The sequence below is a fragment of the Streptomyces sp. G5(2025) genome (assembly GCF_049542075.1).
Taxonomy (GTDB): domain Bacteria; phylum Actinomycetota; class Actinomycetes; order Streptomycetales; family Streptomycetaceae; genus Streptomyces.
In genome coordinates this window covers 5,487,123-5,511,935 of the sequence record NZ_JBMUZT010000006.1, presented here as the reverse complement: position 1 = coordinate 5,511,935, position 24,813 = coordinate 5,487,123, and the positions used below count along the sequence as shown (strand labels likewise).

Here is a 24,813-nt window from a genome sequence, read left to right as displayed (position 1 = left end):
AAGTTAACGAGGGTTTATCTGAATGTACTGAGCGGTACGTCGCGCGTCATCGGGCGGCGAGTGTGATCGCGCGCACGTTGCGTAATCACCGCCACAAGCGCTGCACTTGAACCATGCTGACGCGAATCGACCACATCGGGATCGCCTGTTTCGACCTCGACAAGACCGTCGAGTTCTACCGGGAGACATACGGTTTCACGGTCTTCCACACGGAGGTGAACGAGGAGCAGGGTGTGCGGGAGGCCATGCTCAAGATCAATGATACGAGCGACGGAGGGGCTTCGTACCTCCAGCTCCTGGAGCCGACGCGGGACGACTCGGCGGTCGGCAAGTGGCTGGCCAAGAACGGTGAGGGCGTGCACCACATCGCCTTCGGTACCGCGGACGTGGACGGTGACGCGGCGGCCATCAAGGACAAGGGCGTGCGGGTCCTGTACGAAGAGCCGCGGATCGGCTCCATGGGGTCACGCATCACGTTCCTCCACCCCAAGGACTGCCACGGTGTCCTCACCGAACTCGTCACTTCGGCGCCCTCCGAGTCACCGGAGCACTGACCTCCGTATATCTGGGCCGGTAGGGTGAGGGACTGCCGTCCGATGTCTGGGCGGCAGGCTGCCCGCAGGCTGGGCGGCCGCGTGCCGGGGTCCGGGTTTCGGGGGACGAGCGTCGGGGCAGCAACCCATGCTCCGCCGTTGATCTGACACCATTCCCCCGGGGGCACCGTTCGGCGGATGGACGGGGCTCGTTGGAGAGAATTGCGACCAGGAGTGGGGCCTCCCCTGCTCGAGCGCAGCCGAGAGCTCGGGGAAGGATGGGACCGCGCAGTGCGGGGCTACGAACGCCAAGAGAACTCGCGGGCTGAGACCGACAGTCTTTCGCGGTTCGAGGCCGAGATGGACCGGCTGAAGACCGAGCGGGAGAAGGCCGTCCAGCACGCCGAGGACCTCGGCTATCAGGTCGAGGTGTTGCGCGCCAAGCTGCACGAGGCGCGCCGCAACCTCGCGAACCGTCCTGCCTATGACAGCGCGGACATCGGCTACCAGGCCGAGCAGCTGCTGCGTAACGCGCAGATCCAGGCCGAGCAGTTGCGTGCTGACGCCGAGCGCGAGCTGCGCGAGGCCCGCGCGCAGACGCAGCGCATCCTTCAGGAGCACGCGGAGCAGCAGGCCCGGCTCCAGTCGGAGCTGCACGCCGAGGCCGTCTCGCGCCGCCAGCAACTGGACCAGGAGCTCGCGGAGCGCCGCCAGACCGTCGAGTCGCACGTCAACGAGAACGTGGCGTGGGCCGAGCAGTTGCGGGCCCGTACCGAGCAGCAGGCGCGCCGTCTCCTGGACGAGTCGCGTGCCGAGGCGGAGCAGGCGCTGGCCGCCGCCCGCGCGGAGGCGGAGCGGATCGCGGCACAGGCGCGTCAGCGTCTGGCGAGCGACGCCGAGTCCGCGCGCGCCGAGGCCGAGGCCCTCTTGCGCCGGGCCCGTTCGGACGCCGAGCGGCTGTTGAACGCGGCCTCCACGCAGGCCCAGGAGGCCACCGACCACGCCGAGCAGCTGCGCTCGACGACGGCGGCCGAGTCGGAGCAGGCGCGCCGTCAGGCCGCCGAGGCGAGCCGGGCCGCCGAGCAGCGCATGGCCGAGGCCGACGCGGCGCTGCGTGAGGCGCGGGCCGAGGCCGACAAGGTGCTCGGCGAGGCCAAGGAGAGGGCGGGCAAGCAGCTCGCGGCCGCCGAGGCCGCGGGCGAGCAGCGCACGCGTACCGCCAAGGAGCAGGTGGCGCGGCTGGTCGGCGAGGCCACCAAGGAGGCGGAGACCGCCAAGTCCGAGGCCGAACAGCTGATCGCCGACGCGCGGGCGCAGGCCGAGAAGCTCATCGCGGAGGCCGCCGAGAAGGCGCGCACGATCACCGCCGAGGAGACCGCTGGTCAGCTCGCGAAGGCGGCGCGGACCGCGGAGGACGTCCTCGACAAGGCGTCGAAGAACGCCAAGGAGACCACGAAGGCCGCCACCGAGGAGGCCGAGCGGATCCGTTCGGAGGCGGAGGCCGAGGCCGACCGGCTGCGCGCGCAGGCGCACGACATCGCCGAGGAGCTCAAGGGCGCGGCGAAGGACGACACCAAGGAGTACCGCGCCAAGACCGTCGAGCTTCAGGAGGAGGCGCGCAGGCTGCGCGGCGAGGCCGAGCAGCTGCGGGCCGACGCGGTCTCCGAGGGTGAGCGCATCCGGGGCGAGGCGCGGCGCGAGGCCGTCAAGGAGATCGAGGAGGCGGCCAAGTCCGCCGAGGAGCTGCTCGCCAAGGCGAAGGCCGACGCCGAGGAGCTGCGGACGGCCGCGGCCACGGACAGCGAGCGGCTGCGTTCCGAGGCGCTTGAGCGGGCCACGACCTTGCGCAAGCAGGCCGAGGAGACGCTGGAGCGCACCCGCGCGGAGGCCGAGCGGCACCGCGAGGAGGCCGCCGAGCAGGCCGAGGCCACCAAGTCGGAGGCCGAGGACGCGGCGCGGGCGCTGCGCGAGGAGACCGAGCGGGTCATGGCGGCCCGGCAGGCGGAGGCCGCCGAGGAGCTGGCGCGGCTGCACGCGGAGGCCCAGGAGCGCCTCGCCACCGCCGAGCAGGCGCTGAGCGACGCCCGCGCGGAAGCGGCGCGGATGCGCAAGGAGGCCACGGAGGAGACCGACCGGCTGCGGGCGGAGTCCGCCGAGCGGGTCCGTACGCTCCGGGCGCAGGCCGAGGAAGAGGCCGAGCGGCTGCGTGACGAGGCCGCCGCCGACGCCTCGCAGACCCGCGCGGAGGCCGAGACCCTCGCGGTGCGCCTGCGTTCGGAGGCCGCGGCCGAGGCCGAGCGGCTCAGGACCGAGGCGCAGGAGTCCGCGGACCGAGTGCGCGCGGAGGCCGCCGCCGCGGCCGAGCGGGTCGGCACGGAGGCCGCCGAGGCCCTGGCCGCCGCGCAGGAGGAGGCCGCCCGGCGCCGCCGCGAGGCCGAGGAGACGCTGGGCTCGGCGCGCGCGGAGGCCGACCAGGAGCGTCAGCGAGCCCGCGAGCAGAGCGAGGAACTGCTCGCCTCGGCGCGCAAGCGGGTCGAGGAGGCGCAGGCCGAGGCCGTGCGCCTGGTCGAGGAGGCCGACCGCCGCGCCACGGAAATGGTGTCGGCCGCCGAACAGACCGCCCAGTCCGTACGGGACTCCGTCGCCGGCCTGCACGAGGCGGCGCAGGAAGAGGTCGCGGGCCTGCGCTCGGCCGCCGAGCACGCCGCGGAGCGTACGCGCACCGAGGCGCAGGAGGAGGCCGACCGCGTCCGCGCCGACGCGTACGCCGAGCGGGAGCGCGCCGCCGAGGACGCCCACCGCACGCGGCGTGAGGCGACGGAGGCCTCGGAGGCCGCCAAGGCCCTCGCGGAGCGCACCGTCTCCGACGCGATCGCGGAGGCCGAGCGGATGCGTTCGGACGCCTCGGAGCACGCCCAGCGGGTGCGCACGGAGGCTTCGGACACCATCGCGCAGGCCGAGCAGGACGCCGCCCGCACGCGTGCCGACGCCCGTGAGGACGCCAACCGCATCCGCAGTGACGCGGCGGGTCAGGCCGACACCCTGATCGGCGAGGCCCGCAGCGAGGCCGAGCTGCTGCAGAACGAGACGATCGCAAAGGCCGAGCGCCTGCGCGCCGAGTCGACGGAGCAGGCGGACCGCCTCAAGGCGGAGTCGACCGCGGAGGCCGAGCGGCTGCGCGCGGAGTCCACGGCCGAGGCGGAGCGGCTGCGTGCCGAGTCCGCCGCGGAGGCGGAGCGGCTGCGCGCCGAGACGGCCACGGAGGCCGAGCGCGTGCGCGCGGAGTCCGTGGCCAAGGCCGAGAAGCTCATCTCGGACGCCTCCGGCGACGCGGAGCGGCTGCGCGCGGAGGCCGCGGAGGCGGTCAACTCCGCCCAGCAGCACGCCGAGCGGATCCGGAGCGAGTCCGAGCGGGTCAAGGCGGAGGCGGCGGCGGAGGCCGAGCGGCTCACGTCCCAGGCGCGCGAGGAGGCCGAGCGCACCCTGGACGAGGCGCGTCAGGCCGCCAACAAGAAGCGTCAGGAGGCGGCCGAGCAGGTCGACACGCTCATCACGGAAGCCGCGGCCGAGGCCGAGAAGCTGACGGCGGACGCCCAGGAGAAGGCCCTGAAGGCGACCACGGACGCCGAGGCGCAGGCCGACACGATGGTCGGCGCCGCCCGCAAGGAGGCCGAGCGGCTGGTCACCGAGGCGAAGATCGAGGGCAACACCCTGGTGGAGAAGGCCCGTACGGACGCGGACGAGCTGCTCATCGGCGCCCGGCGCGACGCGACGGCCATAAGGGAGCGCTCCGAGGAGCAGCGCGACCGGCTGACGGCGGAGATCGAGGAGCTGCACGAGCGTGCGCGCCATGAGTCCGCGGAGGCGATGAAGACCGCGGGCGAACGTTGTGACGCGTTGGTGAAGGCCGCCGAGGAGCAGCTCGCCGAGGCGCAGGCGAAGGCCAAGGAGCTGGTCTCGGACGCCGATTCCGAGGCGGGCAAGGTCCGGATCGCCGCCGTGAAGAAGGCCGAGGGGCTCCTGAAGGAGGCTGAGACGAAGAAGGCGTCGCTGGTCGCCGAGGCCGAGCGGATCAAGGCGGAGGCGGAGGCCGAGGCGACGCGCATGGTCGAGGAGGGCAAGCGCGAGCTGGAGGTCCTGGTGCGGCGCCGGGCGGACATCAACGCGGAGATCTCCCGTGTCCAGGACGTGCTGGAGGCGTTGGAGTCATTCGAGGCCCCGACGGGCGGCGGGAAGTCGGCGTCCGGCGGTGGTTCCGGTGCGGGCGGTGTCAAGGCCGGCGCGGCGGCCGGATCTACTCGATCGGGTGGCAAGACGACAGAGGGGTAGCCAAAGAGGGCTTACCGTGCTGAGTGAGGACCTTCGGCCCTGTCCCTGGCAAGGCCTCTGACGTCTTGCCACTCAAAAGGGGTGTCATTCTCCAGATCAAACGGGCATCTGCTCGATGACACGCCGCCCGGGCCCCTAGGATTCCCTCTATCACCTCACCGGTCTCATTCGACAGGAACCCCATGAGCGACACTTCCCCCTACGGCTTCGAGCTTGTGCGGCGTGGGTACGACCGCGCTCAGGTGGACGAACGTATCTCCAAGCTCGTCTCCGACCGTGACAGCGCTCTTGCTCGTATCACTGCTCTGGAAAAGCGCATCGAGGAGCTGCACCTCGAAACGCAGAACGCGCAGGCCCAGGTGGCCGACGCCGAGCCGTCGTACGCCGGGCTCGGCGCCCGCGTCGAGAAGATCCTCCGCCTCGCCGAGGAGGAGGCGAAGGACCTGCGCGAGGAGGCCCGCCGCGCGGCCGAACAACACCGCGAGCTGGCCGAGTCCGCCGCGCAGCAGGTGCGCAACGACGCCGAGTCGTTCGCGTCCGAGCGCAAGGCGAAGGCCGAGGACGAGGGCGTTCGGATCGTCGAGAAGGCCAAGGGCGAGGCGAACGCCCTGCGGGCCGAGGCGCAGAAGGACGCGCAGTCCAAGCGTGAGGAGGCGGACGCCCTCTTCGAGGAGACGCGCGCCAAGGCCGCGCAGGCCGCCGCCGACTTCGAGACGAACCTCGCCAAGCGGCGCGATCAGTCCGAGCGGGACCTGGCGTCGCGTCAGGCCAAGGCGGAGAAGCGCCTCGCGGAGATCGAACACCGCGCGGAGCAGCTGCGTCTTGAGGCGGAGAAGCTGCGTACGGACGCGGAGCGGCGCGCGCGCCAGACGGTGGAGACGGCGCAGCGTCAGGCCGAGGACATCGTGGCGGACGCGAACGCCAAGGCGGACCGGATCCGTTCGGAATCCGAGCGGGAGCTTGCCGCTCTGACGAACCGGCGCGACTCCATCAACGCCCAGCTGACCAACGTGCGGGAGATGCTGGCGACGTTGACCGGTGCGGCTGTGGCTGCCGCGGGGACGCCTGCCGAGGATGAGCCCATTTCGCGTGGGGTTCCGGCGCAGCAGACTCGTTGAGGTGGTGGGGAGCTGCCGGCCCGTTGTGGCTGGGCGCGCAGTTCCCCGCGCCCCTTTCATGGACGCTGAGCCCTCTGCCGCTCCTAAGTGGCAGGGGGCTTTCACCCGTTTTAGCGTTGCCGCATGATCGAGCTTGAGGGGCTGACCAAGCGGTACGGCGAGAAGGTGGCCGTCAACAACCTCACCTTCACCGTCCGCCCCGGTGTCGTCACCGGCTTCCTCGGTCCGAACGGCGCGGGGAAGTCGACCACCATGCGCATGATGCTCGGGCTCGACAACCCGTCAGCCGGTGCCGTCCGCATCGACGGCAAGCGCTACTCCCAGCTGAAGGACCCCCTCAAGCGCATCGGCGCCCTCCTGGACGCCAAGGCCGTGCACGGCGGGCGCAGCGCCTTCAACCACCTGCTCTGCCTCGCGCACAGCAACGGCATTCCGCGCGCCCGCGTCGGCGAGGTCCTCGACACCGTCGGGCTGACCGCCGTCGCCAGGAAGAAGGCCAAGGGCTTCTCGCTCGGCATGGGCCAGCGCCTCGGCATCGCGGGCGCGCTGCTCGGCGACCCCGAGATCCTGATGTTCGACGAGCCGGTCAACGGCCTCGACCCGGAGGGCATCCACTGGATCCGCACCCTCATGAAGTCCCTCGCCTCACAAGGGCGTACGGTCTTCGTCTCCTCGCACCTGATGAGCGAGATGGCGCTCACCGCCGGCCATCTCGTGGTCATCGGCCAGGGCCGTCTCCTGGCGGACACCTCGATGTCCGACTTCATCCGGCGCAACTCACGCTCGTACGTCCGACTGCGCTCCCCGGAGCGGGAGCGTCTCCTTGACGTGCTGCACCGGGCGGGCGTCACCGTCGCCGCAGCGGGCGACGGCGTCCTCGAAGTGGACGGCACGGCGGCCGAGGAGCTCGGTGAACTGGCCGCGAGCCACCGGATCGTCCTGCATGAGTTGAGCCCCCAGCAGGCCTCCCTGGAGGAGGCGTTCATGCGGCTCACCGCCGAGTCGGTCGAGTACCACGCGCACGCCGACCACGCCGGCCACGCCGGTCCGCCGCCGGGCCGGGCCCCCGGCTGGGGCGAGGCCTGGGCCGACGGCCGGCAGCGGCGGAAGGGGAACTGAGCGATGGCCACGGCGCAGGTACTGCGATCGGAGTGGACCAAGATCCGCTCCGTCTCGTCGACGGTGTGGACGCTCGGCCTCGCCGGTGTCGTCACGATCGCGCTCGGAACGCTGATCAGCATCCTGTCCCGGAACGACTACGACGGCCTCGACGCCGAGGACCGGCTGGCCTTCGACCCGACGTACATCAGCTTCGCCGGGATGTCCCTCGGCCAGCTCGCGATGATCGTCTTCGGGGTGCTCGTCGTCTCCAACGAGTACAGCACCGGGCTGATCCGCACCTCCCTGGCGGCGGTCCCGCGGCGCGGCACGTTCCTGTTCGGCAAGGTCGCCGTGGCCACGCTGCTCGCCTTCGTCGTGGGCCTGGCCACCAGCTTCGTCACGTTCTTCGTGGGGCAGGCGATGCTCGGCCCGTACAAGGCGCAGCTCGGTGACCCCGGTGTGCTGCGGGCCGTCGTCGGCGGCGGGCTCTACATGACGCTCATCGCGATGTTCTCGATGGGCGTGGCGGCGATGCTGCGCGGCCCGATGCTGTCGCTGGGCATCCTGATGCCGTTCTTCTTCCTGATCTCCAGCATCCTCGGCAACGTGTCGGCGACGGAGAGACTCGGCCGCTTCCTGCCCGACCAGGCCGGCAGCAAGATCATGCAGGTCAAGTCGCCCCTCGACGACGACACCCCGTACGGGCCCTGGGGCGGTCTGGCGATCATGGTGGCGTGGGTCGTGGTGGCGCTGATCGGGGGGTATGTGGTGCTGAAGAAGAGGGACGCGTGAGCCGGACACCCGCTCCCCACGTTTTACTTGCTCTTGGCCGGAACCGTCAGCTCCCCGTTATCCTCCTAACCCTTACGGGGGCGTGTGCCCCGACGTCCTGAACCATTCGATGGGTGCGGAGAATGATCGAGGCAGTCGGCCTGACGAAGCGCTATGGCGCCAAGACAGCCGTGTACAACCTTTCCTTCCAGGTGCGGCCCGGTACCGTCACCGGCTTCCTCGGGCCCAACGGCTCCGGCAAGTCGACGACGATGCGCATGATCCTCGGGCTCGACACTCCCACCACGGGGCAGGTGACGATCGGCGGTTACCCCTACCGCAAGCTCCCCAACGCCCCCCGGCAGGTCGGCGCGCTGCTCGACGCCAAGGCCGTGCACGGCGGCCGGCACGCCCGCAACCACCTGCTCTGCCTCGCGCAGCTCTCCGGCATCCCGGCCCGCCGGGTCGACGAGGTGCTCGGCGTCGTCGGCCTCCAGGACGTGGCGAAGAAGCGCTCCAAGGGCTTCTCGCTCGGCATGGGCCAGCGCCTCGGCATCGCGGCGGCGCTCCTCGGCGACCCGCAGGTGCTGCTCTTCGACGAGCCGGTCAACGGCCTCGACCCCGAGGGCATCCTCTGGGTCCGCAACCTCATGAAGTCGCTCGCGGCCGAGGGGCGCACGGTCTTCGTGTCGTCCCACCTCATGAGCGAGATGGCCCTCACCGCCGAACACCTGATCGTGATCGGCCGCGGCCAGCTGCTCGCCGACATGAGCGTCAGGGACTTCATCTCGCACAACTCCGCCGACTTCGCGCGGGTGCGTACGCCGGACACCGAGCCCCAGCAGCGCGAGAAGCTGACGACCGCGCTGACCGAGGCGGGCGGCCAGGTCCTGCCCGAGCTGGACGGCGCGCTGCGCGTGACCGGGCTGCCGCTGCCCCGCATCAGCGACCTCGCGCACGGCGCGGACGTCCGCCTGTGGGAGCTCTCGCCGCACCAGGCGTCGCTGGAGGAGGCGTACATGCGGATGACGCAGGGCGCCGTCGACTACCGCTCCACGGTCGACCAGCGCGCGGGGCTCCAGCAGCCGATGCAGCCCGGCGCCATGCCGCCCGGCATGATGCCACAGGGCCAGCTGCCGGTGCCCGGCCAGGACCAGCCCGGCTGGTACGCGCCGCCGCCGCCCCAGCAGGGCGGTCAGCCCTTCGCGATGCCGCAGCCGCAGGGCGCGCCCGGGACGCCGAACCCCTACGCCGCCGCACCGCAGCCGCAGGCCTCCCCCGCGCCTGCTCCCGCTTCCGCTCCCGAGATGACCAAGCGCGCCACCGACAACGAGGATGCTCCCCGATGACCACGCCTGAGACTCCGCAGCAGCAGCCGCAGGCGCAGCAGGCCCCCCAGCCCCAGCAGGCGTACGCCCAGGCCGGCGCTCCCGCGCAGGGTGCCCCGATGGGCCCGCCGCCGGGCGCGCCGATGGGCGCCCCGATGGCTCCCCCGCCCGCCGCCCCGGCGCCGCCCTCCGCCTGGGAGCAGGCGATGGCCAACGCCTATACCTCGCCGATCCCGGTCAGGAAGACCCACCTCGGCAACGCCCTCGCCTCCGAGTGGACGAAGATCAAGTCGGTGCGCTCCACGATGTGGACGCTGGGCATCTTCCTCCTCCTGGTGATCGGCATCGGCCTGCTCGCCGCCGCGAACACCACGCCCGAGAACTACTCGGACATGCCGTTCACCGTGCCGGCCTTCTTCGGCCTGATGCTGGGGCAGATCTGCCTGATCACGCTCGGCGTCCTCGTGACGTCGTCGGAGTACGGCACGGGCATGATCCGTACGACCTTCACGGCGTCCCCGCAGCGCTACCGCGTCCTGACCGCGAAGATCCTGGTCTTCTTCGTCACGGCCTTCGTCGTCTCCGCGGGCTCCATCCTGCTGGTGGGCCTCGTGACCTCGTCGTTGAACAGCGGCCCCGGGGCGGGCGACGTGCCGTGGGCGGGCACGGTCCTCAAGGGCGGCCTGTACGTGTCGCTGCTCGGCGTCCTCGCGCTCGCCGTCGGCTCCATGCTGCGGCACTCCGCGGGCGCCATCACCGCGATGCTCGGCGTGGTCCTCGTACCGGCGATCCTGCCCGCGTTCCTGATGATCTGGGAGAGCACGCAGTCGCTCGCCGAAAAGATGTCCGACTACAACGCCATCAACTCGCTCGCCAAGATCTTCGGCGCGGACGGCATCGACGGCTCCGGCGGCACGTCCCAGCTGGTCGTGCTCGTCGTCGTGACGCTCGTCGCGATCGCCGGCGCCTACGCCCTCCTGGAGAAGCGCGACGTCTGACGTACCACGGAGCCGCTAGTACCGCGGCGCGTTACGGGACCGCTGCACCCGCGTGGTGCGGCGGTCCTTCGCGTTCCAGCACGCCTTGTGCCAGTGCCTGCGCTCGTCCACCCCGGAGTGCTCGGGCCAGGCCACCACGTGCGCGAGCGCCGAGGGGATCTCCTGGTCGCAGCCGGGGCAGCGGTACCGCTTGCCCTGCGAACTCGCGCCCGCGACATGGCGTACGCTCCACTGCTCGCCCTGCCAGGTCTCGGCGTTCTGGAACCCGCCGTAGCGGCCCGGCGGCTCCGCGTCCGCGGACGCCCTCGGCTCTCCGACGCCCTTGGGGCGGTTGCGACGCGGGGACACAGGACACCTCGCTGGCTGTACGGCGGTCAGGGGGGTGACCAGCCTACGCGCCGCGCCACGGGGTACTCGTCGCGTACCTACTCCCGCAGCGCCCCCGCACTGCACGGAAAATCCAACAATCTTCATGCCAGGCCGTGCCTTTGGCACGTGTCACGCGTTGTTGCCCGTGGGGGGAGTGCCTGCGTCGGTGCCAAGGAGGCAGGAGTTCGATGCGTGTAGGTAGTTTTGTTCTGGCCGCCCAATTCCCCGGACAGGGGCAGGGAGAGGCTCTGCACCGGGCGGTGCGGTCCGCCGAGGTGGCGGAGGAGGCGGGGCTGGACTCGGTCTGGCTCGCCGAGCACCACTTCGTGCCGTACGGCACCTGCCCCTCGGCGGTGACCCTGGCGGCGCTGCTCCTCGGACGGACCCGGCGGATCCGGGTCGGCACGGCCGTGAGCGTCCTGCCCACCGTGCATCCCGTCGCGCTCGGCGAGCAGGCGGCCCTGCTCCACGTCACGTCGGGCGGCCGGTTCTCGCTCGGCGTCGGCAGGGGCGGGCCGTGGGTGGACCTGGAGGTCTTCGGCGCGGGCCTGGACGCGTACGAGAAAGGGTTCCCCGACTCCCTCGACCTGCTGCTCAGGTGGCTGACCGAGCCGCGTGTCGAGAGCTCGGGCGAGCGGTTCGCCTTCCGGGAGGTCGCCGTCGTACCGCGCCCGCAGGAGGCCCTGAGCGGGCACGGCGACAGCGGTCCCGAGGTGATCCTCGCCTGCACCTCGCCGACCAGTGTGCGGCTCGCCGCGCAGCGCGGTCTGCCGATGCTGCTCGGCATGCACGCGGGCGACGAGGAGAAGGCCGAAATGGTGGCCTTGTGGAAACGGCACGCACGTGCCGCCGGGCATACGCCGGAGGTAATCGCCACGGCTTCACATGTGTCCGCCGGCGTGGTGCAGATCGGGGACCGCCCCCTGGAGGCCGCCGAGACGTTACAGAAAGCGATGCCGGGCTGGCTCAAGCAGGGCCTGGACGCCCATGTGACCGTCGACGGCCGCCGCCGCGCCATGCGGGACCCCCTGGCGTACACCGAGCTGCTCTGCGGGCTGCACCCCGTGGGAACCCCACGGGTGTGCGCGGACCGCCTCGCGGCCACGGCGGAGCGCACGGGCATCACGCGCTTCGCGCTGCTCGTGGAGGGCTCCGGGGACCTCGCGGCCACAGAGGAGAACGTACGGCGGCTGGGGGCCGACGTACTGCCCCAGCTCGTGTGACGCCCGGCCCACAGTGGGCCGGGACGGGAGCTGCCGCTCCGGACTGATACACCTCCCGCGTACGGAGCGGCAGCAACAAACGTCAGCAGTCCCGCAGTTCGGGCGACTGGTTGAGCAGCTGGCCCCGGATCGAGGTGAAGCGGGCAAGCCTGTCGTCCACCGAGGAATCCAGCGGGAACACCGCCACACGGTGGCAGTTCTGGAATGCCAGACGCACTCCGAAGTGCCGCTGCAGAGCGCCGCGAATCGCGTCACTCGCGAGCGCGCGCAGCAGCTGTCCACGTGCCTGCTCGTCCGGGGGCGGCGTCTGGTTGTCGGCGAACTCTCCGCCGTCGACCTTCAGCTGGGCCACCAGGGAGCTGATCATCTCCCACGCGTAAGGCAGGGAGGTCCGGACGCAGTCGACGAAAGCTGCTTCGTCCACCTCGCCTCGCTCGGCCTGTTCCAACAGTGCCGGTGAGACGTCGAGCGACATGGGTTCTCCTCTCGCACCCCCGCCGAGCGAGGGCTTACGGACAGGGATGGAGTCCGCATACGCAGCGTGCACGGATGACGACCTCCCGCTTCTACGGTAGGCAACGCGCGGGGGCCGCACCAGGAGATTGGGCGCATAACCGGCCAGGATCGAACGGGTCCATCGGCGGACAAGTCGCACGATCCCCACAGGGCCCACCGGCCCCCGACAGGCGAATCGCGTGCACCGCCCCGAGTCGAGTAGCGTTGCGCCCCATGCGTCTCGTCATTGCCCGATGCTCCGTGGACTACGCGGGCCGGCTCACCGCCCATCTCCCGTCGGCCCCCCGTCTGATCCTTGTGAAGGCGGACGGCAGCGTCTCGATCCACGCGGACGACAGGGCCTACAAACCCCTCAACTGGATGTCCCCGCCCTGCACGCTGAAGGAGGGATCAGGGGACGACGCCGGTGTGTGGACCGTCGTGAACAAGGCGGGCGAGAAACTCATCATCACGATGGAGGAAGTCCTGCACGACTCCTCGCACGAGCTGGGCGTGGACCCCGGTCTCATCAAGGACGGCGTGGAAGCACACCTCCAGGAGCTCCTCGCCGACCGGATCGAGACACTCGGTGAGGGATATTCGCTCATCCGCCGCGAGTACATGACGGCCATCGGCCCGGTGGACATCCTCTGCCGGGACGCCGACGGGCAGACGGTCGCCGTGGAGATCAAGCGGCGCGGCGAGATCGACGGCGTCGAGCAACTGACCCGCTATCTGGAACTGTTGAACCGCGATCCGCACCTGGCGCCCGTCAAGGGCATCTTCGCCGCCCAGGAGATCAAGCCGCAGGCCCGCGTCCTCGCCACGGACCGCGGCATCGGCTGCGCGATCCTCGACTACAACGCGCTGCGCGGCATCGAGGACGACAAGCTGCGGCTGTTCTGAGAGGCATGTTCTGAACGACGTGTTCTGAGACACATGTTCTGAGCGACATCACACGTACGCGTGAGGGGCCGGGTCCGGTGGGACCCGGCCCCTCACGTGCAGGGACGGTCAGGTGGCCTACGACGACCCTGCCGGGCCGCTCGCCGAGTTCGAGGTGTCGGGCGAGGAGGGCGGCGGGGCTTCGGTCGTGGGCGGGTTCGTCGGCGGCGTGGTCGGCGGGTCCGTCGGCTTGTCCGTGGGTTTGTCGGTCGGCTTGTCGGTCGGCTTGTCCGTGGGTTTGTCAGTGGGTTTGTCGGTCGGCTTGTCCGTCGGCTTGTCCGTGGGCTTGTCGGTCGGTTTGCCGGTCGGCTCTTCCGAGGGCTTCTCGGAGGGCTCGCCGCTGTCGCTCGGCTTGGCCGAGGGCTCGCCGCTCGCGGACGGCTTCGGGTCGTCGGCGGTGCCGACGACGCCGTCCTTGCCGGGGTCGCGGGGCCCGCTCGTGGCGCCCTTCTGCGGCTCGTCGGCGCTCAGACCGCCGTCGTCGCGGTCCTCCCGCGCGGACTGCTCCGTCGTGACCCGGTCGCTCTCGGGGCGGTCGTTGTCGGAGGTGGCGCCGAGCGTGACGACGGTGCCGAGGACGGCGGCGAGCAGGGCTCCCGCGCCCGCGGCGACGAGGTTGCGCCGGGTGCCGCTGAGGAGGGAGCGGCGGCTCGGCGCCGGGCCCGCGCCGGGCACGGCCTTGCCCGCGACCAGGGTGACCGGCTCGGTGGGCGGCTCGGGCAGCGCGAAGGCCGCCGGGACGCCGCCGGGGGGCGACGCGGACTCCTCGTAGCGCGCGTCGGGGACCTCCTCGCCCGCGGCCGTGCGCCCGCCGGGCGGTGTGCCGCCGGAGCGGTCCGCGACCAGGGCGAGGGCCCGGCGTCCGGAGATCATGCCGCGCTTGTCGGCGAGGGCGCCGCGCAGCCCGATGGAGGCCTCCAGCTCGGCGCGGGCCCGGTCCAGCCGCCCGCCGCAGAGCGCGAGGACCCCCAACTCGTGGTGGAAGTACGCCTCTTCGGCGACCTCCCCGGCGTTGCGTGCCGCTTCCTGGCCGGACCGCAGGGCACGCTCCCAGGCGCCCCAGTGGAGCCCTCCGGCGAAGGCGGGCGCCGCGGTGCGGGCCAGCAGCACGGCGGCGCCGCTCTCCGAGGCCACCAGGGCGGCGAGGGCGGCCTGCACGGCGTCCGCCTCGGCGGCCACCCGCTCCGGGGTGACCGAGGGGTGCCCGGCCCACCAGGCGTAGTGCTGGGCGGCGGTCCGGGCGTGCTCGGCGGCCTCGTCGGCGTACCCGGAGCTCTCCAGCTGGGCCCGGACTCCGGCGGCGAGGCGGTAGCGCGAGCCGACGGCGGTGACCAGGGCGCAGCCGACGAGCTCGGCGAGGGCCGCGTCGGCGTGGGTGTCGCCGACCAGGGCGGGCAGGTGGGCCTGGTGCGGCAGTTCGCCGCCGAGGGCGACGGCGAACTTCAGGGTGTCGCGGGCGGACGGGCTGAGCCGCGAGGCGAGCAGGGCGGCGGGCGCGGCTCCGTCGGCGAGCGAGGGCAGCGGGATCTCGGCGTCACCGGCGTCGAAGGGCGCCTCGTCGGCATTGAAGGGCGCGTCGCCGGCGGGCTGGGCGGAGGCCTGAGCAGGGGCCTGGGCGGAGGCCTGGGCGAAGTAACCGTTCTCCTCGAAGGCGTGCGGGTCGGCGCGGAGTTGGTCGCGCTGGCGCAGCAGGGCGCCCGCCTGGACGAAGCGCAGGGGCAGGCCCTCGGACTCGAACCACAGGTCGCCCGCCCAGTCGGCCTCCTCGTCGTCGAGGACCCGGCCGACGGCGCGCTCCAGGAGCTCCAGGGTGCTGCCGCGGCCGAGGCCGGCGAGGAAGACCTCTTCGAGGCGGGAGTCGGCGGACGGGGCGGCGACGTCGGGTGTCGTGGAGAGGAGGAAGGCGCACTCGGGTGTCGCGTCGAGCAGTTCGTCGAGGCCCGCGCCGCCGAACTCCAGGTCGTCGAGGATGACGACCGCGCCGATGTCGTGGACGAGTTCGAGCAGCAGGGAGCGCTCGGGGCGGTGCAGGGGCGCGTTGTAGACGGCGGCGAAGAGGTCGTGGAGCAGTTCGCCGGGCGTCTTGCGGTAGCCGCAGAGCCGGACGACGCCGTCGGGCGCGAGGTCCGCGCAGTCGTCGGCGACGGCGTTGAGAAGCGCTGTGCGGCCCGATCCGGCGGGCCCGGTGAGCCGGACCGAGCGGCCGCGCGCGAGGAGCCGTACGAGGCGCTCACGCTCTTCCTGGCGTTCCAGGAGGGGGAGCCTCGGCAGGGCGGGGCCCGGCGGGACGGGCGGCGCGGCGGCGCGGCGCAGTTCGGCGCGTTCGCCGGTGGTGCGCCTGGTGGGCCGGTCGGGGCGCTCTCCGGGCGGGCAGGGCTCTATCTCGCTGCCGTCGACGGGGTTGACGGTGAGCAGGAAGTCGCCCGAGACGAGCTGGACGGTGCGGGCCAGCGCGGGTGCGGGCTGCCCGAAGTCGGGCGTCAGCGGGTCGCGTGGACGCGACGGACGCGGGCTGTCGTGGTCGTCGTGGTGGTCATGGGCGCGGCCACCGCGGTCGTGGCCGTACTCTTCGGGTCGCCGGTTCTTCGGGTCCATGGTCAAAGCCCCCCAGATGCGTGGTGTGCAGAGCCCCCTCCGGCCTTCGTGCACACTGCGCTGTCGCTTCTGGTCCGGTGCCCCCGTGCGGGTTCGTCTATCGGTGGGCGACCGAACCCTAGGCCTTCGCACAGTATCTACGAGAGGGCGGGGTGCCGTCCCGCCCGAGACGTCACGGTCTCGTGAGAATTGCGGGAGAGGTTCCGCTTCAGGCCCTGGGGAGCGATTCGACGCCGATGCCGCCCTCGATGGCGAGGATGCGGTGCAGCCTCGTCGCGACGAGCAGGCGCTGCATCTGCGGCGGCACGTGGCGCAGGACGAGCCTGCGTCCGCACCGCCCGGCGCGGCGGTGGGCGCCCATGATGACGCCGAGTCCCGTGGCGTCCCACGAGTCGAGTTCGGACAGGTCGAGCACCAGGTCGCCGGCGCCGTCGTCGACGGCCGAGTGCAGGACCGTACGGGCGTCCGCCGCGCTGCGTACGTCGAGGCGGCCCCCGACGACCAGCTGGGCCTGGTCGCCCCTGATGTGCATATACGCTCCCCGAGAGTGCCGTGTCTGCTGTGACGTCTGATCCTTGAGCCGTCTGCGTATGTCACTGCAACTGACTGCCGCTTGGGCGAGGAAGTTGCCGTCTGTAAGCGAACCGATACCGAATTCACTCCGAGGGGTGACCCAGGAGAGCGACGAACGGGCGGGACGAAGCGTCAGAAGGCGTAGAGGGTTTACGTGGTCACGGGTCAGTGCTTGTAGAAGCCCTGCCCGCTCTTGCGCCCGATGTCACCGGCGTCAACCATCCGGCGCATCAGCTCCGGGGGCGCGAACTTCTCGTCCTGGGACTCCGTGTAGATGTTGCTCGTGGCGTGCAGCAGGATGTCGACGCCGGTGAGGTCGGCGGTCGCGAGCGGGCCCATGGCGTGGCCGAAGCCGAGCTTGCAGGCGATGTCGATGTCCTCGGCGGTGGCGACGCCCGACTCGTAGAGCTTGGCGGCCTCGACGACGAGCGCGGAGATCAGACGGGTCGTCACGAAGCCGGCGACGTCGCGGTTGACGACGATGCAGGTCTTGCCGACGGACTCGGCGAACTCCCGGGTGCGGGCGAGGGTTTCGTCGCTGGTCTTGTAGCCGCGCACGAGTTCGCACAGCTGCATCATCGGGACCGGCGAGAAGAAGTGGGCGCCGACGACGCGCTCGGGGCGCTCCGTCACGGCCGCGATCTTGGTGATCGGGATGGCGGAGGTGTTGGAGGCGAGCACCGCGTCGTCGCGCACGAGCTTGTCGAGCGTGCGGAAGATCTCGTGCTTGACCTCCAGCTTCTCGAAGACGGCCTCGACGACGATGTCCGCGTCGGCGACGGCGTCCAGGTCGGTGGTGGTCGTGATGCGCGCGAGCGCGGCCTCGGCGTCGTCGGCGGCGAGCTTGCCCTTGCCGACGAACTTGTCGTACGACGCCTTGATCCCGTCGGTGCCACGGGTCAGGGCCTCATCGGTGACGTCGCGCAGGACGACGTCCCAGCCCGCCTGGGCGGAGACCTGAGCGATGCCGGACCCCATGAGTCCGGCTCCGATGACGGCGAGCTTCCGTGCCACTGTTCCGACTCCCCTACCGCTTATGACCGCTTATCACGGTTGGCTCACACGCTGTTTACGTATGCCTCTGGAGCGGACATTAGCGGCCGTGAGGGCACCTGTGGCGGCGAAGAGATGCGCGTCACGTCTCAAATGACGGACGTCACACCGGTACGCCTCACCGGGCGCCGCGCATCGCGTAGTTGAGCACCTTCTCGCCGAGGAGGGACTCCATCTCGTCGAGCAGGCCGAGGGCTTCGCGGGAGACCTCGGCGGCTTCGCGGCCCTTGGTCATCTCGTCGCCGATCCAGCTCATGAGCGTGCCGTGGAGCCAGGAGAGCTGTCCGGCGACGAGCGCGGGCAGCGGGTCCCCCTCGGCCGCGCCCGTCTCATCGGCGAGGGTCCTGGTGAGGTTGTCGAGGGCTTCCTGCTGGATGGCCCAGAGGCGGGAGCGCAGCGGCTGCGCCTCGGTGATGACCTTCATGAAGTCGGCCCAGCCGGGGAAGAGCCCGACGGCCGGCGACAGGCCCTCGACGTCGGCGCGCAGTTCGCGCAGGACGGCGTCGGCGGCGGACTCGCCGTCGCGGCGGCCGCGCACGTGGCGGGAGAGCCGGTCGACGGCGTCATCGCCCCGGTCGAGGAAGAGGTCCTCCTTGGCCGGGAAGTAGTTGTAGACCGTGTTGACGGAGACATCGGCGGCCTCGGCGATGTCGGCGATGGTCACCGTGACGAAGCCGTGCTCCAGGAAGAGCCCGGTCGCGATGTCCGAGATCCGCTGCTTCGTCTGCCGCTTCTTGCGCTCCCTGAGCCCCTCAGCCATGCCTCCCATCCTAGGCATTCCTAGGCACCATCAAAACTTGGCAGCCACCAAAAGTTGGTGACGTTGCAAAATTTAATCGACTCTGTTTTTGTGGTCGCTATGGCAATCATCAGCACCGCCGGGCTCGCCCGGACCTTCGCGACGAAGAACGGCGCCGTCGAGGCCGTGCGCGGCATCGACCTCACCGTCCAGGCCGGCGAGATCCTCGGCTTCCTCGGGCCCAACGGCGCGGGCAAGACCACCACGCTGCGCATGCTCACCACGCTGCTGGCGCCCACCGGCGGCGCCGCCACCGTCGCGGGCCACGACCTGCTCAAGAACCCCGCCGGCGTACGGGAGAAGATCGGTTACGTCGCCCAGTCCGGCGGCGTCGACCTCAGCGTCTCCGTACGCGAGGAACTGATCACCCAGGGGCGCCTCTACCGCCTGACGAAGGCACAGGCCGCCGCCCGGGCCGAGGAACTGGCGCGGGACCTCGGGCTGACCGGGCTGATGGAGCGGCCCTGCGCCGACCTCTCCGGTGGTCAGCGGCGGCGCCTCGACATCGCCATGGGGCTCATGCACCGGCCCGAGGTGCTCTTCCTGGACGAGCCGACCACCGGGCTCGACCCGGGCAGCCGCGCCGACCTGTGGACGCTGGTGCGGCGGCTGCGCGACGAGCACGGCACGACGGTCTTCCTCACCACGCACTACCTCGACGAGGCCGACGCGCTCTCCGACCGCCTGGTCGTCGTCGACCAGGGCGTCGTGGTCGCCGAGGGCACGCCGAGCGCGCTCAAGCTCCGGTACGGCGGCTCGATCGACGCCTCGCTCCAGGACACCTTCCTCGCCATCACCGGGCGCGACATCGACCCCCATCACACCGCCGACACGGCCCCCCTCGCCGTCTGACACCCCAGGACCCCACCGATGCCCGCACTGCTCTCCGACACCGCGCTGATCTTCGGGCGGTACGCCCGGCAGACCCTTCGCTCCAAGTTCCAGATCCTCTTCGGCGTCCTGACGCCCCTGCTCTACCTGCTCTTCTTCGGCCCCCTCCTGACCGATCTGCCGCTCGGCTCCGAGGGCGACTCCTGGCAGGTGCTCGTGCCGGGACTGCTGCTCCAACTCGGCCTGTTCGGCGCGACGTTCAGTGGGTTCGCGCTCATCATCGAGAAGCAGTTCGGCGTGGTGGAGCGGATGCGGGTGACGCCCGTCAGCCGCCTCGCGCTGCTGCTCGGCCGGATCCTGCGCGACGCCGCGCTCTTCGTCTTCCAGGCGGTGCTGCTGGTGCTCGCCGCACTGGCGATGGGGCTCAGGGCGCCGCTGGGCGGCGTACTGATCGGGTTCGTGTTCGTGGCGCTGCTGAGCGCCTCGCTCGCCGCGCTCTCGTACGCGCTGGCGATGAAGGTCGCCAAGGCGCACGAGTTCGGGCCCGCGGTGAACGCCATCAGCATGCCCTCGATGCTGCTCTCCGGCCTGATGCTGCCGATGGCGCTCGCGCCCACCTGGCTGGACGTCCTGTCGCACTTCATGCCGTTCCGCTACCTCGTCGACGCGATGCGGGCCGGATACGTGGGCGACTACGCCTCCACGACCATGCTGTACGGCGCGCTGATGGCGCTCGCCTTCACGCTGCTGTCCGTGACGGTCGGCACACGCGTCTTCAAGAAGGCCGGCGCGTGACGGGAACGAAGCGTGGCGAGACCCGCGGGCGCCTCACAGGAACCGGCGGATGGGCTGGACGCTCATCTCACGGGCCCGCTGGACGAGGGAGCGTCTCTTCCACCGGCCCTGCCGGACCACTTCACTGGCCCGCACATCGTCGTCGAAGTGCTCGTCCAGTGTCGCGGTGAACTCCTGGTCCAGGACGGCGAGCATGACCTCCTCGTCGTGGTCGAGGGAGCGGCGGTTGAAGTTGGTCGAGCCGATCAGAGCGGCGACGCCGTCGACGGTGATGACCTTGGCGTGCATCATCGTCGGCTGGTACTCGTAGATCCTCACCCCACAGCGGACGAGGTCCTCGTAATGGTGCTGCCCGGCCAGCCGGCAGACCCGCTTGTCGGTGTGCGGCCCGGGCAGCACTATCTCCACCTCGACCCCGCGCCGCGCGGTGGCGCAGAGCAGTTCGACGAAGTACGCGTCCGGGGAGAAATAGGCCGTGGACAGACGGAAGCGTTCCTCGGCGGACTCCAGCATGACGCGGATCAGGGTCTGCATGTCCTGCCAGCCGAAGCTGGCCGAGCCGCGCACCACCTGCACGACGGCGTCGCCCTGGGGGCGGTGCCCGATGAACCGGTCCCGGGCGTCGAAGAGTTCGCCGTGGCACTCGGCCCAGTTCTGCGCGAACGCCGCGGCGATGCCGTCCACCGCGGGGCCGTGGACCTCGACGTGGGTGTCGCGCCACTCGTCGGGGTTACGGGCGTCGCCACACCATTCCTCGGCGATGCCCACCCCGCCGGTGAAGGCGGTCTCCTCGTCGACGACGAGGACCTTGCGGTGACAGCGGTGGTTCTGCTTGAGGGGCGACAGATGCAGCGGCTTGCGGAACCACGTCACCTGCACCCCGGCCCGCTCCATCACCCGCAACTGCTCGGCCTCGATCAGCCGGCTGCCGAAGCCGTCAAGGAGCAGCCGCACCCGCAGCCCGGCGCGGGCCCGCTCCGCGAGGGCGTCGGCGAACCGGCGGGCGATGTCGCCCTTCCAGTAGACGAAGGTCATCATGTCGACCGTGTGCTCGGCGGACCGGATCGCGGCCAGCATGGCGGCGAAGATCTCGTCACCGTTGCGCAGGACGGTCAGCGCGTTGCCCTCGGTCGCCGCGATGCCGATCAGCCGCTCCAGGCGCCGCCGTATCCGCGCGACGCGATCCGGCACGGACGGGCGACCCGGCGCTCCGGTGGCATCCGAGGTCAGGTCGGGAGACTCCTGCGTACCGGTCATGGCGTTCCCTGGCCGGAACACGACGAGGATACGTCGGGCCGCGGCGCCCGGTCCGGCGCGGGCTGAGCGGCGAGCCGACTGTACCCCCGCCCCACCGGCGGGCGGCGATCGGCGCATGGGCCCCGGTTGCCGGGGCAGACGGCAGACGTACCCCACCTCAGGGAGCCCGTCATGATGGTTGTCGGCATCGTCGCCGTATGTGTCGTTCTGGCCCTCCTCGCCTTCTTCGTCCCCCGCCTGTCCCGGCACCCCGAACGCGGCACCCAGCGCACCCTGGGAGCCGGTTCGCGCGTCGGCGGCAAGGCCCCCGGAATCCTGGGCCGGCTCTTCAGCAAGCCCTTCCGCAGCAGCTCCAAGGCGGTGGGCCGCAGCGGCTCCGCCGGCCGCCGCGCCCGGGGTCGCATGCCGTTCTGACTACGCTGGCCGTATGGTCAATCTGACGCGCATCTACACCAGGACCGGCGACCAGGGCACGACGGCCCTCGGCGACATGAGCCGCACCGCCAAGACCGACCCGCGGATCGCGGCCTACGCCGACGCCAACGAGGCCAACGCGGCCATCGGCACGGCGATCGCGCTCGGCGGGCTCGACGAGGAGGTCGTGAAGGTCCTCGTCCGGGTCCAGAACGACCTCTTCGACGTGGGCGCCGACCTGTCCACACCGGTCGTCGAGGACCCGGAATATCCGCCGCTGCGCGTCGAGCAGTCGTACGTCGACAAGCTGGAGGCGGACTGCGACCGCTTCCTGGAGGAGCTGGAGAAGCTGCGCAGCTTCATCCTGCCGGGCGGCACGCCGGGCGCGGCGCTGCTGCACCAGGCGTGCACGGTGGTGCGGCGGGCCGAGCGCTCCACGTGGGCGGCGTTCGAGACGCACGGCGACACCATGAACCCGCTGACGGCCACCTACCTCAACCGCCTCTCCGACCTCCTGTTCATCCTGGCCCGTACGGCCAACAAGGAGGTCGGGGACGTGCTGTGGGTGCCGGGCGGCGAACGGTAGGCCTCGTCAGACCTTGGTCAGGGGGCGGTCCTCGTCCCGCCCCTCGCGGGCCGGGGCCCGCCTCGGGAACAGCGTGTAGGTGAGGGCGACCACGCCGTGGATGGCCGCCGCCCGCCAGGCGGTGTGCATCCAGCCCTCCAGCGACGAGGCGCGGCTAGGGTCGTCGACGTACCACATGGCGAGCAGCAGCAGCCCGGTCGCGACGGCCGCCGCGACCAGGGTGCCGAGCCAGACCCTCGCCTCGTGCCGGGCCCGGGCCCGGCCATAGCGCGGCGGGCGCGGCAGCGGCGCGCCGGCGAAGCGGTGCGCCGCGTGGCCGTCGAGCCACTTCACCGTGCGGTGGCCGTGGCCGACGGTGTAGCCGAGGTAGACCGCGGCCAGGCCGTGCTTCCAGCTCGGGTCGGCGCCGTTCTTCAGGTCGACGGCGGTCACGACGAGCAGCAGGACTTCGAGCAGCGGCTCGCACAGCAGGATCGCGAGGCCGAGGCGCGGCTTGCGCAGCGGATAGCGGGCGGTCAGGCCCGCGGCCAGCAGCACCCAGAATCCGACCTCACAGATGACGATCAGCGTGACGATCACGGCTCGCTCCTCTCGGTCACCTCTCAAGGCTCCCGCCGAGCCGGGCGCGGATCGTCGTCGCCAATGACGAAGTGGGACTGCATCCTTCGATGTAGCGGGCGGTTCCTCCCCCAGGATCAGGCGTGTGGGCCGCTCGCCGTGTTGGATGGAGGACATGGCCCTGCCCCTCCCCCGCCCACAGCGCGTCGACGTACGGATCGCCGTGGCCAGCCTGCTCTGCGGGCTCGCGCTGTGGGCGCTCGGGCTGCACTCACAGGCCGGCCGGCCGCTCGGCTCCGACTGGGCGCTGGTCCCCATGGTCGCCCTCGCCGGCATGGAGCTGCTGCGCAGCCGCGCACCGCAGCTCGCCCTGGCCGTCGGCACCCTCGCGGTGGTGGCGGACCAGTTCACCTCGGGCAACCTCGCGTCGATCCTGATGTTCACCGACGTCGTGTACGCGGCCGTGGTGTACGGCACCCCGGCCGCCGCCCGGCGTATCCCGGTCACCACGGGCCTGGTGACCGTGGCGGTCACCGTCGGGTTCCTCGCGTGGTTCCGGCAGCCGGAGGCCGTCCTGATCGGCGTCGTCACCGCCGCGATCTCCTTCGCGCCCGCCACGACCGGCGCCCTGGTGCGCAATCACCGCGAGGCGACCGCCGCGGCCAGGCTGCGGGCCGAGCAGACCGCGCTGCTCGCCGAGATGGACCGTGTCCAGGCCGTCACGGCCGAGCGCGCCCGGATGGCCCGCGAGCTGCACGACATGGTCGCCAACCACCTCTCGGCGATCGCCATCCACTCCACGGCCGCGCTCTCCCTGGACAACCCGGCCACCAGCAAGGACGCGCTCGCCGTGATCCGGGAGAACAGCGTCGAGGGCCTCGCCGAGATGCGCCGCCTCATCGGCATCCTGCGCGACGACAGCGGCGACCTGGAACCGGCCGCGGCCCCCACCCTCGACGGCCTCGCCGCCCTCCTCGACGGCGCCCGCACCAATGGCCTCGACGTCACGCTCGACCACGCCCGCGTCCCGGACGGCCCGAAGCTGCCCGCGCCGGTCGAGCTCGCGGCGTACCGCATCGTCCAGGAGTCCCTGACGAACGCCCTCAAGCACGCCTCTCCCGGCCGGGTCACCGTCACCCTGGCCCAGGAGCCGCGCGCCCTGAAGGTCCGCGTCACCAGTCCGTACGACGATCCCGCCGGGCCCCGCGCCCCCGGCTCGGGAGCCGGCCTCGTCGGCATGCGCGAGCGCACCGAACTGCTCGGCGGCACCTTCGGGTCGGGCCCCGAGACCAGCCCGGAGAGCGAGGGCGGCGGCAAGGTCTGGACCGTCTCCGTGACCCTGCCCGTCGACCCCGCGGACGAAGGAGCCAAGGAATGATCCGAGTGCTGGTCGCCGAGGACCAGTCAGCCGTACGCGCGGGACTGGTCCTGATCCTGCGCAGCGCCCCCGACATCGAGGTGGTCGGCGAGGCGGCGGACGGCGAGCAGGCCGTGGCCCTCGCCCGCGAGCTGCGCCCCGACCTCGTCCTGATGGACATCCAGATGCCGCGCCTGGACGGGGTGTCGGCAACGCGCCAGGTCGTCGCCGAGGGACTTGCGGACGTCCTCGTCCTGACCACCTTCGACCTCGACGAGTACGTCTTCGGGGCGCTGCGGGCGGGCGCCTGCGGTTTCCTCCTGAAGAACGCCGAGGCGAAGGACCTCATCGAAGGCGTCCGTACGGTCGCGCGCGGCGAGGGGCTGATCGCCCCGGCCGTCACCCGCCGCCTGATCGCCGAGTTCGCCGCCCCGCCCAGGCCCGTACGCAGGGAGAACGCGCCGGACCCCGCCGTCCTGGACAGTCTCACGCGCCGCGAGCGCGAGGTCCTGTCCTGCATCGGTGAGGGGCTGTCGAACGCGGAGATCGCGAACCGCCTCGCCATGGCGGAGGCGACGGTGAAGACGCACGTCAGCCGGCTCCTCGGCAAGCTGGAGCTGCGCAGCCGGGTGCAAGCGGCCGTGCTCGCGCAGGAGTTGGGGGTCTGAGCGGGGATGTGATCGCGCCGGACCAGAACAATTCGGCCATTGGTTCAGACCTCTTGACCGCTGGTCCAGACCTTTCTATTCTCGCCGCACTGCGGTGAGCACTCCCCCACGTGTCCA

General features: G+C 71.5%; 23 protein-coding genes. 15 read left to right on the top strand and 8 right to left on the bottom strand.

Going from position 1 to position 24,813, the window contains the following annotated elements; translation table 11 throughout:
• The first annotated feature begins 113 nt into the window (after window positions 1-113).
• From mce to ACOBQB_RS35925, 7 genes are all read left to right on the top strand, one after another.
• Complete coding sequence (gene mce, locus ACOBQB_RS35955; protein ID WP_205039298.1) at window positions 114-554, top strand: methylmalonyl-CoA epimerase; 441 nt, start codon at window positions 114-116, stop codon at window positions 552-554.
• 270 nt (window positions 555-824) lie between these two features.
• The gene (gene scy / locus ACOBQB_RS35950) at window positions 825-4,862 is read left to right on the top strand and encodes a polarized growth protein Scy (protein ID WP_423597936.1); all 4,038 of its coding nucleotides are present in this window, start codon (window positions 825-827) and stop codon (window positions 4,860-4,862) included.
• A 182-nt stretch (window positions 4,863-5,044) separates the two neighbouring features.
• Entirely contained in the window at window positions 5,045-5,980 is a 936-nt protein-coding gene (locus ACOBQB_RS35945; protein ID WP_423597934.1) for a cellulose-binding protein, read from the top strand.
• A 123-nt stretch (window positions 5,981-6,103) separates the two neighbouring features.
• Window positions 6,104-7,099 (top strand): ATP-binding cassette domain-containing protein, encoded by a 996-nt coding sequence (locus ACOBQB_RS35940; protein WP_423597932.1) that lies wholly within the window; start codon window positions 6,104-6,106, stop codon window positions 7,097-7,099.
• Between the two features lie 3 nt (window positions 7,100-7,102).
• Complete coding sequence (locus tag ACOBQB_RS35935; RefSeq protein WP_423597930.1) at window positions 7,103-7,873, top strand: ABC transporter permease; 771 nt, start codon at window positions 7,103-7,105, stop codon at window positions 7,871-7,873.
• Between the two features lie 122 nt (window positions 7,874-7,995).
• Entirely contained in the window at window positions 7,996-9,201 is a 1,206-nt protein-coding gene (locus ACOBQB_RS35930) for an ABC transporter ATP-binding protein (RefSeq protein WP_423597928.1), read from the top strand.
• Between the two features lie 134 nt (window positions 9,202-9,335).
• Window positions 9,336-10,178, top strand: coding sequence for an ABC transporter permease (locus tag ACOBQB_RS35925; protein ID WP_423598977.1), 843 nt, complete (start codon window positions 9,336-9,338; stop codon window positions 10,176-10,178).
• Window positions 10,179-10,193: 15 nt separating this feature from the next.
• Here the strand turns inward: ACOBQB_RS35925 and ACOBQB_RS35920 are convergent, their stop codons facing one another.
• The gene (locus ACOBQB_RS35920) at window positions 10,194-10,526 is read right to left on the bottom strand and encodes an ATP/GTP-binding protein (RefSeq protein WP_423597926.1); all 333 of its coding nucleotides are present in this window, start codon (window positions 10,524-10,526) and stop codon (window positions 10,194-10,196) included.
• A 209-nt stretch (window positions 10,527-10,735) separates the two neighbouring features.
• On the opposite strand from ACOBQB_RS35920, the gene ACOBQB_RS35915 reads away from it, so the two are divergent.
• Entirely contained in the window at window positions 10,736-11,770 is a 1,035-nt protein-coding gene (locus ACOBQB_RS35915) for an LLM class flavin-dependent oxidoreductase (protein WP_423597924.1), read from the top strand.
• A gap of 82 nt (window positions 11,771-11,852) precedes the next feature.
• Here ACOBQB_RS35915 and ACOBQB_RS35910 read toward each other — a convergent pair whose 3' ends face one another.
• Window positions 11,853-12,245 carry an SCO5389 family protein gene (locus ACOBQB_RS35910; RefSeq protein WP_030789356.1) on the bottom strand — a complete coding sequence of 131 codons (393 nt, stop codon included), beginning with the start codon at window positions 12,243-12,245 and terminating at the stop codon, window positions 11,853-11,855.
• Window positions 12,246-12,499: 254 nt separating this feature from the next.
• Between ACOBQB_RS35910 and nucS the strand changes: the two genes are divergently transcribed.
• The gene (gene nucS, locus ACOBQB_RS35905) at window positions 12,500-13,171 is read left to right on the top strand and encodes an endonuclease NucS (protein WP_030789353.1); all 672 of its coding nucleotides are present in this window, start codon (window positions 12,500-12,502) and stop codon (window positions 13,169-13,171) included.
• A 117-nt stretch (window positions 13,172-13,288) separates the two neighbouring features.
• Here nucS and ACOBQB_RS35900 read toward each other — a convergent pair whose 3' ends face one another.
• From ACOBQB_RS35900 to ACOBQB_RS35885, 4 genes are all read right to left on the bottom strand, one after another.
• Complete coding sequence (locus ACOBQB_RS35900; protein WP_423597922.1) at window positions 13,289-15,805, bottom strand: ATP-binding protein; 2,517 nt, start codon at window positions 15,803-15,805, stop codon at window positions 13,289-13,291.
• A gap of 208 nt (window positions 15,806-16,013) precedes the next feature.
• Window positions 16,014-16,337: an STAS domain-containing protein gene (locus tag ACOBQB_RS35895; RefSeq protein WP_030792181.1), complete on the bottom strand. Its 324-nt coding sequence runs from the start codon at window positions 16,335-16,337 to the stop codon at window positions 16,014-16,016.
• A 206-nt stretch (window positions 16,338-16,543) separates the two neighbouring features.
• Window positions 16,544-17,392 carry a 3-hydroxyacyl-CoA dehydrogenase family protein gene (locus tag ACOBQB_RS35890; RefSeq protein ID WP_127909439.1) on the bottom strand — a complete coding sequence of 283 codons (849 nt, stop codon included), beginning with the start codon at window positions 17,390-17,392 and terminating at the stop codon, window positions 16,544-16,546.
• A 157-nt stretch (window positions 17,393-17,549) separates the two neighbouring features.
• The gene (locus ACOBQB_RS35885; RefSeq protein ID WP_423597919.1) at window positions 17,550-18,191 is read right to left on the bottom strand and encodes a TetR/AcrR family transcriptional regulator; all 642 of its coding nucleotides are present in this window, start codon (window positions 18,189-18,191) and stop codon (window positions 17,550-17,552) included.
• A 99-nt stretch (window positions 18,192-18,290) separates the two neighbouring features.
• Between ACOBQB_RS35885 and ACOBQB_RS35880 the strand changes: the two genes are divergently transcribed.
• Both ACOBQB_RS35880 and ACOBQB_RS35875 read left to right on the top strand, forming a co-directional pair.
• Window positions 18,291-19,082, top strand: coding sequence for an ABC transporter ATP-binding protein (locus ACOBQB_RS35880; RefSeq protein ID WP_423597917.1), 792 nt, complete (start codon window positions 18,291-18,293; stop codon window positions 19,080-19,082).
• Between the two features lie 18 nt (window positions 19,083-19,100).
• Window positions 19,101-19,856, top strand: coding sequence for an ABC transporter permease (locus ACOBQB_RS35875; protein ID WP_423597915.1), 756 nt, complete (start codon window positions 19,101-19,103; stop codon window positions 19,854-19,856).
• Window positions 19,857-19,889: 33 nt separating this feature from the next.
• Here ACOBQB_RS35875 and ACOBQB_RS35870 read toward each other — a convergent pair whose 3' ends face one another.
• Window positions 19,890-21,113, bottom strand: a complete 1,224-nt coding sequence (locus ACOBQB_RS35870) for a phospholipase D-like domain-containing protein (protein ID WP_423597913.1) — start codon at window positions 21,111-21,113, stop codon at window positions 19,890-19,892.
• Window positions 21,114-21,284: 171 nt separating this feature from the next.
• On the opposite strand from ACOBQB_RS35870, the gene ACOBQB_RS35865 reads away from it, so the two are divergent.
• Window positions 21,285-21,527: a DUF6411 family protein gene (locus ACOBQB_RS35865; RefSeq protein ID WP_423597911.1), complete on the top strand. Its 243-nt coding sequence runs from the start codon at window positions 21,285-21,287 to the stop codon at window positions 21,525-21,527.
• Window positions 21,528-21,540: 13 nt separating this feature from the next.
• Window positions 21,541-22,113, top strand: coding sequence for a cob(I)yrinic acid a,c-diamide adenosyltransferase (locus ACOBQB_RS35860; protein WP_423597909.1), 573 nt, complete (start codon window positions 21,541-21,543; stop codon window positions 22,111-22,113).
• 6 nt (window positions 22,114-22,119) lie between these two features.
• Here ACOBQB_RS35860 and ACOBQB_RS35855 read toward each other — a convergent pair whose 3' ends face one another.
• Complete coding sequence (locus ACOBQB_RS35855; RefSeq protein WP_423597907.1) at window positions 22,120-22,692, bottom strand: hypothetical protein; 573 nt, start codon at window positions 22,690-22,692, stop codon at window positions 22,120-22,122.
• Window positions 22,693-22,846: 154 nt separating this feature from the next.
• Between ACOBQB_RS35855 and ACOBQB_RS35850 the strand changes: the two genes are divergently transcribed.
• Window positions 22,847-24,049 carry a sensor histidine kinase gene (locus ACOBQB_RS35850; protein ID WP_423597905.1) on the top strand — a complete coding sequence of 401 codons (1,203 nt, stop codon included), beginning with the start codon at window positions 22,847-22,849 and terminating at the stop codon, window positions 24,047-24,049.
• Window positions 24,046-24,696, top strand: coding sequence for a response regulator (locus tag ACOBQB_RS35845; RefSeq protein ID WP_423597903.1), 651 nt, complete (start codon window positions 24,046-24,048; stop codon window positions 24,694-24,696). Before ACOBQB_RS35850 ends, ACOBQB_RS35845 begins: the two co-directional genes overlap by 4 nt.
• Window positions 24,697-24,813 lie beyond the last annotated feature (117 nt).

Excerpts from the sequence above, each read along its gene's own strand:
- ACOBQB_RS35870 (WP_423597913.1), bottom strand. The coding sequence starts at position 21,113 with ATGACCGGTACGCAGGAGTCTCCCGACCTGACCTCGGATGCCACCGGA.
- ACOBQB_RS35935 (WP_423597930.1), top strand. The coding sequence starts at position 7,103 with ATGGCCACGGCGCAGGTACTGCGATCGGAGTGGACCAAGATCCGCTCC.
- mce (WP_205039298.1), top strand. The coding sequence starts at position 114 with ATGCTGACGCGAATCGACCACATCGGGATCGCCTGTTTCGACCTCGAC.
- ACOBQB_RS35895 (WP_030792181.1), bottom strand. The coding sequence starts at position 16,337 with ATGCACATCAGGGGCGACCAGGCCCAGCTGGTCGTCGGGGGCCGCCTC.
- ACOBQB_RS35945 (WP_423597934.1), top strand. The coding sequence starts at position 5,045 with ATGAGCGACACTTCCCCCTACGGCTTCGAGCTTGTGCGGCGTGGGTAC.
- ACOBQB_RS35850 (WP_423597905.1), top strand. The coding sequence starts at position 22,847 with ATGGCCCTGCCCCTCCCCCGCCCACAGCGCGTCGACGTACGGATCGCC.
- ACOBQB_RS35930 (WP_423597928.1), top strand. The coding sequence starts at position 7,996 with ATGATCGAGGCAGTCGGCCTGACGAAGCGCTATGGCGCCAAGACAGCC.
- ACOBQB_RS35900 (WP_423597922.1), bottom strand. The coding sequence starts at position 15,805 with ATGGACCCGAAGAACCGGCGACCCGAAGAGTACGGCCACGACCGCGGT.
- ACOBQB_RS35940 (WP_423597932.1), top strand. The coding sequence starts at position 6,104 with ATGATCGAGCTTGAGGGGCTGACCAAGCGGTACGGCGAGAAGGTGGCC.
- ACOBQB_RS35880 (WP_423597917.1), top strand. The coding sequence starts at position 18,291 with ATGGCAATCATCAGCACCGCCGGGCTCGCCCGGACCTTCGCGACGAAG.
- nucS (WP_030789353.1), top strand. The coding sequence starts at position 12,500 with ATGCGTCTCGTCATTGCCCGATGCTCCGTGGACTACGCGGGCCGGCTC.
- ACOBQB_RS35925 (WP_423598977.1), top strand. The coding sequence starts at position 9,336 with ATGGCTCCCCCGCCCGCCGCCCCGGCGCCGCCCTCCGCCTGGGAGCAG.
- ACOBQB_RS35910 (WP_030789356.1), bottom strand. The coding sequence starts at position 12,245 with ATGTCGCTCGACGTCTCACCGGCACTGTTGGAACAGGCCGAGCGAGGC.
- ACOBQB_RS35915 (WP_423597924.1), top strand. The coding sequence starts at position 10,736 with ATGCGTGTAGGTAGTTTTGTTCTGGCCGCCCAATTCCCCGGACAGGGG.
- ACOBQB_RS35865 (WP_423597911.1), top strand. The coding sequence starts at position 21,285 with ATGATGGTTGTCGGCATCGTCGCCGTATGTGTCGTTCTGGCCCTCCTC.
- ACOBQB_RS35860 (WP_423597909.1), top strand. The coding sequence starts at position 21,541 with ATGGTCAATCTGACGCGCATCTACACCAGGACCGGCGACCAGGGCACG.
- ACOBQB_RS35885 (WP_423597919.1), bottom strand. The coding sequence starts at position 18,191 with ATGGCTGAGGGGCTCAGGGAGCGCAAGAAGCGGCAGACGAAGCAGCGG.
- ACOBQB_RS35845 (WP_423597903.1), top strand. The coding sequence starts at position 24,046 with ATGATCCGAGTGCTGGTCGCCGAGGACCAGTCAGCCGTACGCGCGGGA.
- ACOBQB_RS35875 (WP_423597915.1), top strand. The coding sequence starts at position 19,101 with ATGCCCGCACTGCTCTCCGACACCGCGCTGATCTTCGGGCGGTACGCC.